General features: G+C 44.3%; 8 protein-coding genes. All 8 read right to left on the bottom strand.

The window, feature by feature from the left end:
- Nucleotides 1–29: 29 nt before the first annotated feature.
- Complete coding sequence (locus AC58UX_RS03050) at nt 30–2,366, bottom strand: helix-turn-helix transcriptional regulator (protein ID WP_497249612.1); 2,337 nt, start codon at nt 2,364–2,366, stop codon at nt 30–32.
- A gap of 265 nt (nt 2,367–2,631) precedes the next feature.
- A complete protein-coding gene (locus tag AC58UX_RS03045; RefSeq protein WP_497249610.1) occupies nt 2,632–5,844 on the bottom strand; it encodes an alpha-mannosidase in 3,213 nt (1,070 codons plus the stop codon).
- A 20-nt stretch (nt 5,845–5,864) separates the two neighbouring features.
- Nucleotides 5,865–6,803 (bottom strand): dihydrodipicolinate synthase family protein, encoded by a 939-nt coding sequence (locus AC58UX_RS03040; protein WP_497249608.1) that lies wholly within the window; start codon nt 6,801–6,803, stop codon nt 5,865–5,867.
- Nucleotides 6,793–9,321 (bottom strand): alpha-mannosidase, encoded by a 2,529-nt coding sequence (locus AC58UX_RS03035; RefSeq protein ID WP_497249606.1) that lies wholly within the window; start codon nt 9,319–9,321, stop codon nt 6,793–6,795. Before AC58UX_RS03035 ends, AC58UX_RS03040 begins: the two co-directional genes overlap by 11 nt.
- 37 nt (nt 9,322–9,358) lie before the next feature.
- The gene (locus AC58UX_RS03030; RefSeq protein ID WP_497249604.1) at nt 9,359–10,234 is read right to left on the bottom strand and encodes a carbohydrate ABC transporter permease; all 876 of its coding nucleotides are present in this window, start codon (nt 10,232–10,234) and stop codon (nt 9,359–9,361) included.
- Between the two features lie 14 nt (nt 10,235–10,248).
- Nucleotides 10,249–11,187: an ABC transporter permease gene (locus tag AC58UX_RS03025; protein ID WP_497249602.1), complete on the bottom strand. Its 939-nt coding sequence runs from the start codon at nt 11,185–11,187 to the stop codon at nt 10,249–10,251.
- A gap of 87 nt (nt 11,188–11,274) precedes the next feature.
- Nucleotides 11,275–12,894: an extracellular solute-binding protein gene (locus AC58UX_RS03020; protein WP_497249600.1), complete on the bottom strand. Its 1,620-nt coding sequence runs from the start codon at nt 12,892–12,894 to the stop codon at nt 11,275–11,277.
- 236 nt (nt 12,895–13,130) lie between these two features.
- Nucleotides 13,131–15,326 (bottom strand): exo-alpha-sialidase, encoded by a 2,196-nt coding sequence (locus tag AC58UX_RS03015; RefSeq protein WP_497249598.1) that lies wholly within the window; start codon nt 15,324–15,326, stop codon nt 13,131–13,133.
- Between the last annotated feature and the right edge of the window lie 18 nt (nt 15,327–15,344).

The raw sequence follows: 15,344 nt of genomic DNA, 5'->3' as shown, positions 1-15,344 counted from the left end.
TCCCTCTTGTTCCAACAGTCTAGCATTGCCTATTTCTGCTTTTTCCCATGTGCACTACGATACTCATTCGGCGATATGCCTTCATACTTTTTGAAAAGACGTAGAAAGGTGGTGCGGCTGAATATGCCAATCTGATCGGCAATTTCGCTAATTTTCAAATCTGTATTGGCTAACAAATCTCTCGCTTTGGCAATCCGAATCAGACTGATATAGTCCGAAATATTCGTCCCCGTCGACTCTTTAAACATTCTGGATACATATTTCGCGGAAAGACCTATCTCACCCGCAATCACCTCGAGATATAAATCTTTTTCATAATGCTTCTCGATATAATCGGTGATGAAGGAAACCACCGCGCCAGATTTGCTTTCAGGCTTATATAACGTTTTCGCGATAATTTTATCGTAAAATTCAAGAATCCCTTTCAATCTGCCATCAAACTCACTAGGCAGGAGCTCCTTTCGGCTTAAAAATGCATGTTCATTCGCATCCAGAAAATCGTAGACACTCAATCGTTTTTCCGTAATGTAGCGATTTCCCGTATTAAAGAACTCAACAAGCAAAGCCCCTAGGAAATGATAGGAGACTCCTCTCTCTTTATTCAAGCTAATGATCGATTCCAATTCCACCTTCAACCCGCCCATGTCACCCGATTTCAAGGCGTTTACAATTTTGTTCTCATCGAGGAAGGAATAATAGTAGTTCTGATCGATTACAAAATGATCCGCATCTAATATGACCATCTTGGAGGAATCCGTCCGTTTATCGATGGCTGTAATTGCGTCACTATACGATTTCGAATAATCATCGATTTGATCGTATTTTTTTCCTAAACCTATAATTAATTCGCAATAAATCATGTCATAAGCAAAAGTCGTTTTAACCATCTCTAATGCTTGGTCTAATTGGCCGCGGTCTTCCTCACTCTTTAAATTAACCATGCACACATATAAATAAGGTTCGTATTCTGTCAAATAGCAATTCACGTACTTCTTCATAATGCCCGAAAGCACATTTTTCATCTTTTCTAAAATTAATAACCGGTCTGCTTCCACAATCTCATAATAAAATCGATCCCTAAACTGCAGCATAAAGCAGCAGCATAAATAACTACCAGAGTTAAAATCGATTTCATTTAAGATTTGGTTAACGGAATAAGGCTGTGGACCTCGATACCCTTTAATTAAATTGGTGAAAAACTGTTCGAGAATTTCATCGGAAAATGTGTTGATTTTAATATTGTCATCCCGATGCTGCTGGATTAATAGATTGACGCTATTGCCGATTCTTTGAAGCTCGCTGCTGTGGTGTGTATCATTGTTCCATTCCTCAGCTTTTTCAGTTTCTTGTAAAATATCTCGAATATTTTTGATCGGGTTGTATAAGCGAACACTAAAAATAAAAGAGAAAGCTACGCCAATAATAAGTAAGCTCATACAAATCCAAATAATCAAATTAAAAATACTTGCAGACTCCTGGTTAAATGAACTCACAGGGGTTATCGAAAAATACTTCCACCCAAAATCGGACGTGGTTTGAACTAGCCAGTTCTGCTCATCACCTATCCGAATTGCCCCTGTACTCTGCTCCTCCGAAGAAAATCCAGCAATGATTTCCTGTTTCGCTTTCTCATCGATATCGCTGCTTTGCAGAATGATCTGATTGTTTTTATCCAGAACAAGATAGTGGGTATCTGCGAATATCGAGTTATTTTGCAGTGTAGCCATGATCGTCGGAATCGATATCGTTGTCACCATCGTTGCCAGATGTCCATTCAAATATTGGGTTGTAATACTCGGTATGACCTCGCGGTAAGCATTCATATCAGCGTTGACCACTTTGGTCGGCTTCAACAATTCGAATAGGCTGCTTTGTTGTAAACGTTTACGCCAGAAATCTTTATTGTACTCGTCAAATTTATAAAATTTGTCAAAGAAAATGTCAAAATTAACAATACCATCACTTAAATACACGCGTTTATCATCCACAAAAATAAACATATTATCAACAAAATGACTGATTGGATTGCGATTTCCCGCAATTGCTCTCACAATCGATGGCATTTTGATTTTTTCCTCATCCGTAAGTAAGGCATCTGGTCGTAAGTATTGCTGAATGGTTTCACTGAGCAGTAAGCTGTTGTTTGTTGCTTGAGCCATACTTAAATAAATATCGATCGTTTTGGAAGAGGCCATTATATTCGCTCTAAGCTTCTCAGAGGCATCCTTCTTAATCAATTGATCTGCGTTAAAATAAGAGATGATGCCAATAATGACAATTGGAATTAGTAATGAGGTAAAATAGAGTAAAATCTTAAAAAATAGCCTGTTCTTATCCAACGATTGCTTCAGATGTTTCCAATTCAATGTAATCCCCCCATGTATGATGCGGACGCAGCATCTCTACCCTCAAATGAATCTACACCCTCCGCTCCCCACAAATCCCAGCTTAGGGACTTTGTAACATTTCACTCTATGTAATATTCGGATTACTCCAAAGGAAATCCTTCCCCCACCGTTGATTGTTATCTTTTACCAATATTGACTAAGCATGAACGAAGGCCACATAACATCGCCAATAACGTAGAGCGAGTGATGTGACCTTCGTTTTTAAGAAGACGGAATAGTTGTCCTAGGCCAAAAGTATACGGAACGTTTTTAATTCATACGGTTTGAAATACGCGGCAAAGCCTCTGTCTGTATGCGTCATCACTTGCGCCTCGCGCTCCATGAGGTTAACTTCCTCCACTTTTCCGATTGGAAAATAGGAGTTGAAATCGACTGTTCCACGTTGACCAGCATATTCGTAGCAGCGGACGATCCATGCGTCTGAATCCTCTGCTTTCTTCACTGTATCCACGACCACATGCAAGCTATCACAAGCAAAAAAGCTAAGTGAAGCTGGTAATTGAGCTTGGGAACTAGTCAAATCGTTGTTTCCGGCAGGGAGTTCAGCAGCTGAGGTTGGGATGTTCAACTTATGAGCCTCGATCGCCGTTCCTGCTTGATACCAGTCTCCGTTATGAGGCAGCAAGGAGTACGTAAATAGGTGTTCGCCAAGATCAGCCGTTGGATCCGGATTGATCGCTGATTTAATTAAAGTTAGCCGCAGCACGTTGTCTCGCACATCATGACCGTATTTGCAATCGTTCAACAAGCTGACGCCGAAACCTCGCTCCGATAGATCCACCCATCGGTGAGCACAAGTTTCAAAGCGAGCAAAGTCCCAGCTTGTATTCCAATGCGTTGGACGTTCTACGTTACCGAACTGAATCTCATAAGTCGCTGCCGTCGCTCGGACATCGACTGGAAACGCCACTTTAAGCAATTGCTGACGTTCCTGCCAGTTCACCTGGGTAACAAAATCGATTCTAGGATTGTCCGGATACAGGACCATTTCTTGAATGAGCTCTGATTTTTCATAAGTCCAAGTAAAACGAACGACTGTGCGGAGAATACCCTGTTCAATGGTTTCCACCGAAGTTAAATTCGTAATGTTTCGAACTTTATCATGATAGAAAATGTCGATATCCCAAGCATCATTATCAAGCGGTTTATCCTCATGAACGTCGAACCGATTTCCAATTTCGCCTGGTGCAAGCACTTCTCTCCCCATCCGCTTATCATACAAGCGGGTCAATTGCCCTTTATCGTTCCATGTAATTTCGTAATATGGCGTTGTTGCGGAACCACTCGTTACGTTAACCTGACTCTCCATGACCGGTTTGGCTTCAGTAGAGTTTTCACAGTGAATCGTTGTATACCCGAAGGCTGGAATATGGTCTACTTCAATCATCAGGATGCTACCTTGCTCGGCATCATTCACCCTCTGTGTCTGAAGCATGCGACCTTCTGCGTCGTACCAGACCTTACCCTCGAATCGCAACTCCCATGGGAGTTGGATGAGATCTTTGCGGCTCCAAGGAAGGGTGTTCATGACGATCCAACTTGGCGAAGTTCCGGTGCGAACAAGACCTGCGAGTCCCTGTAAGCTTTCTGATTTCGCTCCCGCTGCCATAGCTTCCGCCTCCGCATACTCGATCCGGCAATCCTGATATACTTCCGCAATCGAAGAGCCTGGCAAAATATCGTGAAATTGGTTGCGTAATACGATCTTCCAGCTCTCATAGATTTGCGTCTTAGGATAATGCCCAAAGCCTGCTAGTGAGCCTAAAATGGTAGAGATCATTTCCGCGTCATGCAGTAAATTTTCCATATGTCGGTTCATCTTTTTATTGTACGCTTGCGATGTGTACGTACCGCGATGAAGCTCCAGATAAAGCTCCCCATCCCATTTATGGACATAGCGATCCGAACTTGTTACAGTCTCTTCTAGCTGATTGAAATACTCGTCAGCACGGCCGATCGTGACCTTCGGCAAGCCTGGCATATGTTCTAATCGGCGTCTTATCTCCAACATCGTCCGTGTTGGCCCACCGCCGCCATCACCATACCCAAAGGCAAGCAGCATATCACGGTTCAACTCTTTATCCTGATAGTTCTCCCATACACTAGTTACCGTCTCAGGCGTCACAAGGCCGTTATAGGTATAGAACGTAGTGCCTGGATCAGCATCCGGAGCGGTCGTCGTGATGAAATGCGTCAAGATTTGACTGCCGTCGATCCCCTGCCAATAGAACGTATCGTGTGGGAATCGATTATAGACATTCCAACTGATCTTCGTCGTCATAAAATAGCGCAAGCCCGCCTTAAGCAAAATCTGCGGCAGCGCCCAGCTGTATCCGAACACATCGGGAAGCCACAAATATTCGCATTTGGCGCCATAACGCTCCTCGAAAAAGCGCATCCCGTATACGAGTTGACGAACCAGCGATTCGCCGGAAGGAACGTTGCAATCCGATTCCAGCCACATGGCACCGCCCGCTTCCCAGCGGCCTTCCTGGATGCGATCGGCGATTTGGCTGTAAAGCTCGGGATAATCCTTTTCTAAGTAATCGTATAATTGCGGCTGTGTCTGCAAGAACGTGTATTCAGGAAATTGTTCCATGTAACGTAATACGGTTGAGAAGGATCGAGCAGATTTTTCTCTGGTGTGCTTGAGACGCCACAGCCAAGCAACATCGATGTGAGTATGCCCAATACAGCGAACGGTCACTTCACTGTTGGTTGGAATGGTGGACAGCTCTTCCTTTAACCTGGCATTAGCTTCTTTGACGCTAGCGTAAAAATTTGCATCTCCTGGAACACGCCAATCAATGAGCTGAAAAGCTAGATCCAACGCCCTTAGCAGGCTTTTTTGCTCCCAGCTATTGTCGTTTAGCAATTGAATCGTTTGTAACACAGCACTTGCCGTGTAATAGAGATCGTCCGTCTCTTCATCCAGAAGAGCAAGCGTGGACACCTGGATTTTATGCTCCAGCTCACTCTTATCACCTGTCATACCGTTTAATCCTGTCCAAACCTTAAACAGCAGCTCAACCTTCTGCCCGATCAGCTTCTCTGGTAGAAATACTTCCGGATGGTTGCCGCCGACACCTTGAAACGGTTCTCCGTTAAGGAAAATAAGCGATTCGAACCCTGAATTATGCCCTGCACCCGTTTTACCGAAATCGAAAATTCCGAGTGCCTTCTTCCCTTTCCATTGTTCTGGGATCGTTATCTCAGTTCTTAACCAAGCTGTCAAATCCCAGCCGCTCCATCGTTCGCCAAGCGAGATCGTACGCCACTCTGCGTGCTCTGGCGGCATCGCCGCTACTGCCGCTTCTTGATCCACCCAGAATTGATAGCTAGGTATCGGTCGATGTTCAATGTATCGATAAGGCTCCAATTCACTAATTCGTTTTTCCAGCTTTTTATCTGCTAAATGAATACTTTTGGGAAGCATGGCTATTCCTCTTTCCTCTGTTAATTACTCGTCGCCACCGCTGAGAATTGCTTCGATAACTCCTTGGATAGACGGTATAGCTGATCGACTTCCGCTTTATTCGTGGCTGTAAATTCATCGTGATTTCGCGCACGCGAACGGTAATTTGAACTGATGCCTTCCTTCATCTGATAATATTTGGCGTTAATCGGATACAACTGCCGCTCAATAAATGAAGCTACACTTAGTAAATCACTTAAACGCTGCGCTTCTTCCGGCTGCTTCTCCCAATTATGCAGAAGCCACGCATACAGGTCTGGATGAAAGTTACCCATGACCCCGCTGTAACCATCAACGCCAAGCTTCAAGGTTTCCAAAAGCGTTGCTGTATTGGCGTTGTAAAGCTTTAAGGAAGATCCTTTAATCGCTTCCAGCTTTTCTTTGATCATCTCCACATCGCAAGAAGTGTCCTTTAAGAAGAAAAATCTTCCGGTGTCCGCACACCACTTTAATACAGACGGTGTTAAAAGACGCTTATAAGGAAACGGACATTCATAGATACCGAACGCAATATGCTCCGGCAGGAGATCAATTAGCTTCTGCGCGTTAGCCTTCCACACGTCATCGGACTCATCTGCAGCAGCTAAGCGGTTCGAAATGAGGATCACGGCCTCAACGCCTGTATCTGACATTGCTGTCAATTCGCGAGCCTGGTCTTCCAGAGAATCGGAAATGTGCCCCGAAGCGATGACGGGAACCCGGCCTGCTGCCTTCTCCACCACAAAAGCGGCAAGCTTCACACGCTCTTCCAAGCTCAAAAAGAACATTTCACTAGACTGGCATACTGCAAATAATCCATCCACTTTGTTTTGAATAAACCATTCCACCATACGTCCCATCGCATCAAAATCAATTTCGCCAGACTCCTTGTATAAGGTAATCATGGTTGGCCATACGCCATTAGGGTTATTAATTTTCATAAGACATCTCACTCTCATCGTAATTTTTTAATTCCACAAAATTCACTTCTTGAATGGCTGCGTGCTGATCTGCAGGTATAAAAAATGTTTTGATTTCACACTTACCAAAGGTACTTCGCCAACTGCGATTTAAGACGGGCAGACATAGATCAGTCTCCACTTCTCTTCCGTAAGCTTCATTACAGCGTAGAATCCAACCATTCCCGTCTTCCGCTGGTTTAAAGGCCACAGCTACCACATTTTCTGCAGAAATCACAATTCCCTCGGAAACTTGCGGTAAACTACCTTCATGGTACGTTTCCCATATTTGCTGCAACGGCGTATGCAATTCGTAGGCCTTGCGTACGACACCGCTATCCTGCCACGATCCGGCATGAGGCGAGAGTATGTAGACAAACTCCTGCACGCCTTGATCCATAAATTCCGATTGTTCATCACGTTCGCCAAAATGATCGGCGAAAATCGGACTGCGCACAACCGTCATTCTTAATTCATTGTCCAGCACGTCGTACGCATATTTGGTATCGTTAATCAGCGATAATCCGAATACGGCAGAAGGATCAATTCCCTCAACTGCACTAGATTCATTTCCAGATACATTCACCCACATTTGTCCCGGCACCTCGTTCCCATCCGTCCTACGCTCAATGTAACCGTACGGAATTTCAAACACGGCACGAGGCTGCAGGGCATTGATTGGAAAGGCAAGCTTCAACATCTTATGCTGCTCTCTCCAATCCAGCTTCACCTTAACATGCAAGTCAGAACTGTCATGTAACAGGCTTATATCCTGACTAAGGACAGAATTTCCAAAGTGACTAATGACTCTAAGCGTCGCTCGCAGAGGACCCGCTTCAAGTACTTTCACTTCAGCGTTACAAAAGCGTCCCCATTCCTCACGATAATGTGTCAAACCATGTCCCCATGTATCGCTGTGGCTCTCATCCAAGACGATGGGCACTGCTCCATCTCCTGCTAGTACTTCTCTACAACCATGCAGCTTGTCAATGATATGCTTGATATAACCGGTATCTGGATCGATCTCAACGAACAGCTTATTATTTTCTAAGAAGCATCCCTCAGCGCGAGCTGCACCTATTGGCTCCATCGGATCGCAAGCTTTATCCCGGTAAACCCAGAACACCTGATAACCAAACGCCGGAATTCGCCCCGTGATTAACGTATCCCATTTATCACTGGTATTTGTTCGGGATGCACGGATCGTTTGCATCGGCAAAGGATTGCCGGCAGCATCGGTCACGCCAGCCAGCTTCTTGTTAATGCCAATCGGTGCCTCCACTTCCCACGATAAGGGGTTAAACACGACAAGAGGTGAACCAAGGTCATTTTGCTCCCACAGCTGCCAGTCCTTCTCCTTGCTTAAGGAGGTGACACCTGGTTTCATCGTGTTAATCGACCAGGATATTTTTTGAAGCGCTGCGTTTATCGCTTTTGCCCCAATGCTTAATGATTCACCGTAAAATTCTTGAACATCTTCATAAGCTTCCTTAATACTGCAGCCGCCCATAATATCATGGAAATGGTTGAACATCACATTTTCCCATGCCCGGTTAAGTGCTTCGAGCGGATACGGTAAACCAAGCGTCAAGTTAGCAAGGGTTGCAAACTTCTCGGCTGTCAGCATCCGATGCTCCACTCGGCGGTTCGTGGCCTTGGATTCGGAGTGCGTGGAGTAACAACCGACGGCATGCATCTGCATTTCATCCTTAATCACAGGGATATCTGGATCCATCTTCTGCATCTCTGCAAAATAATGATTCGGGGAGCTTAATTGAATGTCATCCAGATTAGGTCGCTTCTGGAGCTCATGAATTAGCTTAATATTCTCAATGGTAGGACCCCCGCCATGATTACCGACGCCATAGAACGACATGAAGGCATGACCGCTGGATACCGCCACATTTCTGTGGGTTATGATCTTATCTTCCATGCCATTGCTCGCCCAATTGCCGTAGCTGTCCGCGAGCCTAAATGTCATCACACGGCTGCCATCTTCCGATTCCCACCAGAACAAATCATGCGGCAATGTCTTCTCATGGGCCCCAGGACGCATGAACACGTAGTAATCCATTCCGCCTTGCTTCAATAACTGCGGCATCATGCCATGGTGACCGAAAGAATCCACATTGTAGCCCACCTTGGCCATGACACCGAATTTCTCCCTAAAATACCGTTGTCCATATAAGCTGTGTCTAGCAAATGATTCTCCCGATGGCAAATTGCAGTCCGGTTGTATCCACCAGCCGCCTGTAATGACCCATCGTCCTTCGGCAATACGCTGCTTAATTTCAGCAAACATCTCAGGCGCATTCTCTTCAACCCATTTGTAGTAAGCCGCGCAAGCACAAGTAAATACAAAGTCAGGGAACTCATTCAATCGATCTAGAGCAGATCGAAACGTCGCTTTGATCTCCGCATACCCCTCCTGCCAGCGCCATAACCAAACGGGATCCAAATGTGCATTTCCGATTAAATGAAGCTTTGTTTCTACAGTCATGTTATTTCTCTTCACTCCTTATCATAATTTGAAGCCTCTAACCTTTTACAGATCCCAACATGGCTCCTTGCACAAAGTATTTTTGCACAAACGGATAAATCACAAGCACGGGCAAGATGGCTACGAAAACACAGGCATACTTAATATTTTCTGTCATGACGGCCAATCCAGCTTCTGCCGCGCCAAGTTGTGCGGATTGTGAAGCCATATCTCCTGAAATGACGATATTACGTAAAATGATTTGCAGCGGATACAGTTCCTTCTCATTTAAGTAAATCAATGCAGGGAAAAAACTGTTCCAGTGAGCTACTGCATAAAAAAGGAACATCGTAGCCATGACTGGCATGGAGAGTGGCAGCACAATTTTCATGAAAACGCGAAACTCTCCGGCGCCGTCCATAATCGCTGACTCGTGCAGTGCTTCTGGAATATCTTCAAAAAATGTTCTCATCAGAATCATATTGAAAACATTGATTGCAGTCGGAATTAATATGGCCCAAACGGTATTGACCATCCCTAACGCATGAACCACCATATAACGCGGGATGAGACCCCCGTCGAAGAACATGGTGAATACAACAAACAACGCAAGAAATGAGCGCCCGTACATATGCTTGCGAGATAAAGGATAGGCGCAAAGCGCCGTCATCACCAAATTAACTAGAACACCAGCGGCCGTATAAAAAAAGGTATTTGCGTATGACCGTACTATGGCAGGATCATTCAAAATGACACTATAGGCTTTAAAATTAATTTCAATAGGTCGCCAAAACACTTCACCGCTGCTAGCCGATGACCCCGAGCTAATCGAGATAATGCCCATATAATAAAGCGGATATAGGGTAATAAAGATCATAGCCAGCATAAAAATGATGTTCATTGTATCGAAATATGAAAACTTACGACTTTGCATCTGAATCCCCTCCGCTAGAACAATCTTGATCCATTTATTTTCTTAGCAATTTGATTCGCTGATACAACGAGAGCAAATGCCAGTACAGACTGGAAAATACCTACAGCCGCTGCGAAGCTAAAGTCGCTGTCAATCAACCCTCGACGATACACAAAGGTTTGAATCACATCTGCGGTTTCATATGTGGGACCACTGTATAATAATAAAATTTTCTCAAATCCGACCGATAGCATTTTTCCAACTGTCAAAAGGAGCATGATCGTGACAACGGTTGAAATGCCTGGCAACGTGATGTGAAGCAATTTGCGCCAGCGATTGGCTCCGTCCATCGTCGCCGCCTCATACAGCTGTGGATCAATAGCAGTCAATGCCGCCAAATAAATGATGGAGTTCCATCCTAGATTTTGCCAAACTTCAGATCCGACATAAATGGTTCGAAACCACTGCGGCATCGACATGAATGTTTTCGCTTCGCCGCCAAAAGCCTTAATCACTTCATTAATGAGTCCATCAATGGAGAGAAAGTTTACCAGCATACCTACGACTACAACGGTAGACAGAAAGTGCGGAACATACGTGACGCTTTGGATAAACCTTTTGAAAAACTTTTGTTGCAGCTCGTTTAACAATAAAGCGAACACGAGAGAAGATGGGAAATAAAATATGAGTGAATACACGTTGATGAGCACTGTGTTGCGAACGACTTGCCAAAAATAAGGATCCGTTAAAAATTGGCGGAAATACTTCGTCCCAGCCCACGGGCTATGAAAGAAGCCCTTGACGATCGAATAGTCTTCAAATGCCATCAAATTCCCTACCATGGGTGCATAGTGAAAAATAATAAAATAGGCAAAAGGTAATAGAAACATGAGATACAGCGGCATGCTCTTGCGGATATTTTTTTTAATTTCAATAACTGGTGTATGTTTCTTAGTCTCAACAACTGGTGTCAAATATCTCCACTCCTCTCTAGAAAATAAAGGGACAGGCTGCCCTGTATGTCTTAGCAACCTGCCCTCTCACTGCATGAGCTTCAAACTTTACTTCACGCGGGCTAAGGCATCGTTGTAAATTTTGACGATATCATCTGCACCTTTTGCTTTGAGTTGTTTCACGAAGTTATCCCAATCATTAAGTGCGCCGTCTGTCACAATAAATTTATCCATGTTTTGAGCTAAGTGAGCGTCAAGCTGTGTACGGATTTGTTTCAGCTTTTCGCGCTCTTCTTTTGTAAATGGCGGGTCGTTAACGAATTGCACATTTTCGCCTGCATCCAACGCTTTCGATGCTTTCGTGTTCCAATCCACCCATTCTTTGGAATTAAATGGTAATCCAGCGTGATCATCATTGTTCAGAGCTAGACCTAGGTAGCCTGTGCCATATTCCGATTGCAGAGCATAAATCGCGCTTGGTTGTCTGTCTTTATATTTGTTGACCACAGCATCAGTCAATTTGTAAGTGCCATTATCGCCAGTGAAATCTTCGCCTTTGATACCGAAGTTGGTCACTTCAATTCCCTCTGGGGAGTAGAACCAATCCATGAATTGAGCAACTTGTTCAGGATTTTTTACTTTTGCATTAATAACATACGATTCCGACAAGTGACCGAGTGCATAGATCAAGTTGCGTTTTGCACCGCTCGGCGATGTCATCGTATCCAACATATCGAACTTCGCATTCGGATCCTTCTTCTGCAGGTTAATATTAAACGTACTTGCGAACCCATTATTATCTTGGAAATAGAAGGATTTTCCTGAGTTCAACTTTTCTTGCCAAATTTGCGATGTTGCTGTTGCATAATCTGGGTCAAGAAGCTTATCTTTGTAGAGTTTATTCAAGAATGTAATCGCTGCTTTAAACTCTGGCATTGCTGGACCGAATTTGTATTGCTTATCTTTCGGCTCATAGTATACTTTCGTTCCATTAAAGGTTGTGTATCCGCTGCCAAATGCGAAGGAAATTGGATTAATTAGATTTTCTGTTCCTGTAAGTCCATTTGCAGCACGAGCCGTAAAGGGATAGGAATCCGGATTCGCTTCTTTCATTTTCTTCATCACTGTATACAATTCATCATACGTAGTTGGCTTTTTCAAACTCAGTTTATCAAGCAGATCCGTACGGATCATCGAAAGCTGGCCGCCAACTCCCTGCCAATTCGCGACAAGCGGGAACCCATAAAGCTTACCGTCAATTTTGTTTTTGTTAATCTCAGGCTGCTGGGAAATAACTTTCTTCAGATTTGGCATTTTATCCAAATATGGCGTCAAATCAAGGAATGCGCCTGTGTCGGCAAAGTTCTGAATATCATCTTGTTTAACAAGCATCACATCAGGCAGCGTATTCGTTGCGATCAACGTTTTCTTTTTATCATCGTAGTTACTTTGAGGAACACTTTGCAGATTTAGTTTGACATTTTTACGCTTGGCAATTTCCTGTACAGCTTTGGAATTCGCTACGATTGCTTGCGAAGCATGTTCATACCTCATCCAAGTCAATGATAGTGGTTCAGCCGATACAGGCGTGCTTGCCGTACCAGCCGTCGTTGCCGGCGCTGCCGAATTATTCGTTGAAGTTGTTGAGCTGCTTCCACAACCGCTAAGCACAGTTGATAGCACTAATAATGAACCAGTTACTGCCATAATCCCCTTTTTTGCTTTCATCGAATGAATCCTCCCATGTAATTGGATTGTTTACACGAGGATCATAGCACACCATTTTTGAGCATTTAAATATCCGAAATGGCGTTTAAAGCACCGTTTCTCCGCTATTTGGAGCATGATTCATTTTTCCGCTATGATGCAAAAAGTCAACATGGACACGTGGACATCCCCTGGAATACAAGAAGACCGCCTCCAACTAGGGAAGCGGTCTTCTTATTTATCACCTTCATGTTGCACTACTTGCTGCTAGCATTACCTGGCACAACAACGACTCTCGTTGTTGCAACAAAACCGCCATCCAGCGTTGTCGCAGTAATTTCTGCTTTCCCTTTACTTACTCCTGTAACGAGTCCTGTTAACTCATCTACCATGGCGATACTCGAATCACTGGAACTCCACAAAATTGTTTTATTGCTTGCATCGGCGGGAGAAACGGTTGCAACAAGTCGTTCAGAGTTGCCAATGCCTATAGCGACGTTCTTCTTTTCGAGCTCCACCTTTTGCGCAGCAATCGCTGTTGGATCTACGTATAGATAAACTCTCAATGGTGCTTTGAAGAACGGAAGCATATCGCTAGTTACACCCTGCGGAAGTTTTGTCTCATCGACAACGCCGGTAACGTTGCTAATTAAAGAATTAAGCTTATAATTTGCTTTAATCGCTGCAACATCCCATTTCACCGGCAAATCAACGGAAGGAAGCACACCGTTCGCTGCCCCTGGTTTATAGGAGGTATATGCTTTAATTGTAGATGGGAACAGGGCTTTAATCACACTATCAGATGCAGTACTGATATTGAAAGATGCAGGAACTGCAATTTCACGATCGAAGCTTTCATATTCTCTAATAATGTTTACAGTATCTCCTTGCTTAATCCAATCCTCAGTAATTCTGGAGAAGGCAATATTTTTATAATTACCCAATGATTGATTAGCAGAATCCTTATCAAGCGACGAGAAGAACCGGCTGAAGCTGATCAGGATATCCCCATTATCTCCTTGCGTGATAGCAGGGTAATGGTAGCTTCCCATCTTTTCTCTCGTATCCAGGGCAAGATGCCTTCTGTATTTCCACGTTCTTCCCTCATCGTCTGATAAGGCGACAGCCAACGTGTTCCGGTTCGATTCCGTATCTACGTGAACAAATGCCCAATTGCCACTCTTAAGCTGCAGAAGATCGTGCCCTACACCCGGATCCTGTAGTTCAGGAACGTCCTTCACCGTTGACCATGTCAACCCTTTGTCTTTGGATTCGGAAGCCACCACACGATAAGGTCTAGGACCGTTGTCACGCATATAAGCTACAATCGTGCCGTCACTTCTTTGAGCCATCGTAGCCTGAATGTTTGCTACCCCAACAATAGGCTCACTCATCTCCCAACGAATTGAGTTGTCCTCAAGTGGTTCGGAAGGATCATACTCTGTAAATGCCATAATGCTCATTTCCAAGACATCCGAATACAGGGGCAGAAGTAAACGAACTTTGCCGTTGCCAAGATCTACCGTAAACGGCTTATCTTTGGTCTGCCAACCGATTCGACGAGCCAACGGATAACCTGAACGAGGCTCATAAATTTTGTCCGCTACTGTAGGAGCGTACAAATATTGAGTTGGGTCGCCGCCACTGAGCTGCATGATCTGGGTGACTAGACCATCAAATTCAGCTTCATTTACTTTACGGCTCATACCTGCTCCGCCATCTGCAACGGGTTTAAACAAATACTCCTTTTGCTCAATAAGCTTGGCTTTTATCGTATTCACGAAGCCTTTTGCCAACTCTGGGCGCGCAACAACAGGTGTAGTAGCCCAAGAAGGTCTTGTTGTTGCCCCAGGTCTATCATCAAGCGACAAACTTATATGATCGTCTGGGCTGTCTGGATTGACTGTACCGCCAATGTTTTTACCGAGTTTAATCCCAACGTTTTCGGAAAATGTCCAGTTAGGCATGATGTTGCCAACCTTTTCAAACTCATAGCTGCCTTTTTCCGCATAAGCATATCGAGGTTGAGAAGTTTGCCATCTGCCCGCCAATACGGGGTACCAGAAAAACCAGAGACGGTCACCGGAATCAACGTAGACGACTGGATTAATATCAGCAATATCTTGTGCATCGGTCATCACAAACGGCATTTTCCATGTTTTACCACCATCCGCAGATCGTGCTCCCATAATTTTTGTCGTAGTTGCATCTCTTTCGCCATTTCCCTGGAACCATACACATAACAACTCTCCGCTTGGCAATTCTACAATACTAGACCCATGAATGTGGTCTCCTGTAGCACCATTATCCTTGATCGGATCGAAAATACTTACAGCTTTATCAGTATAGCTAAATGTTCCCGTAGGAGCAGCCAAGGCAGCAGGAACTATACTTGTTACAGAGATCGCCGCACAAACAGTCAATGTAGTTAGTAACTTGAATTTACCTTTCATTTACATTACTCCTTTCAA

Source organism: Paenibacillus sp. J22P90, assembly GCF_059692195.1.
Note: the sequence above shows the minus strand (reverse complement) of the source record. Positions and strands in the feature narration are given on the sequence as shown.

Bases quoted from the DNA above. Each gene is read 5' to 3' on its own strand.
- AC58UX_RS03040 (WP_497249608.1), bottom strand. From the start codon at position 6,803: ATGAAAATTAATAACCCTAATGGCGTATGGCCAACCATGATTACCTTA.
- AC58UX_RS03015 (WP_497249598.1), bottom strand. From the start codon at position 15,326: ATGAAAGGTAAATTCAAGTTACTAACTACATTGACTGTTTGTGCGGCG.
- AC58UX_RS03020 (WP_497249600.1), bottom strand. From the start codon at position 12,894: ATGAAAGCAAAAAAGGGGATTATGGCAGTAACTGGTTCATTATTAGTG.
- AC58UX_RS03045 (WP_497249610.1), bottom strand. From the start codon at position 5,844: ATGCTTCCCAAAAGTATTCATTTAGCAGATAAAAAGCTGGAAAAACGA.
- AC58UX_RS03030 (WP_497249604.1), bottom strand. From the start codon at position 10,234: ATGCAAAGTCGTAAGTTTTCATATTTCGATACAATGAACATCATTTTT.
- AC58UX_RS03035 (WP_497249606.1), bottom strand. From the start codon at position 9,321: ATGACTGTAGAAACAAAGCTTCATTTAATCGGAAATGCACATTTGGAT.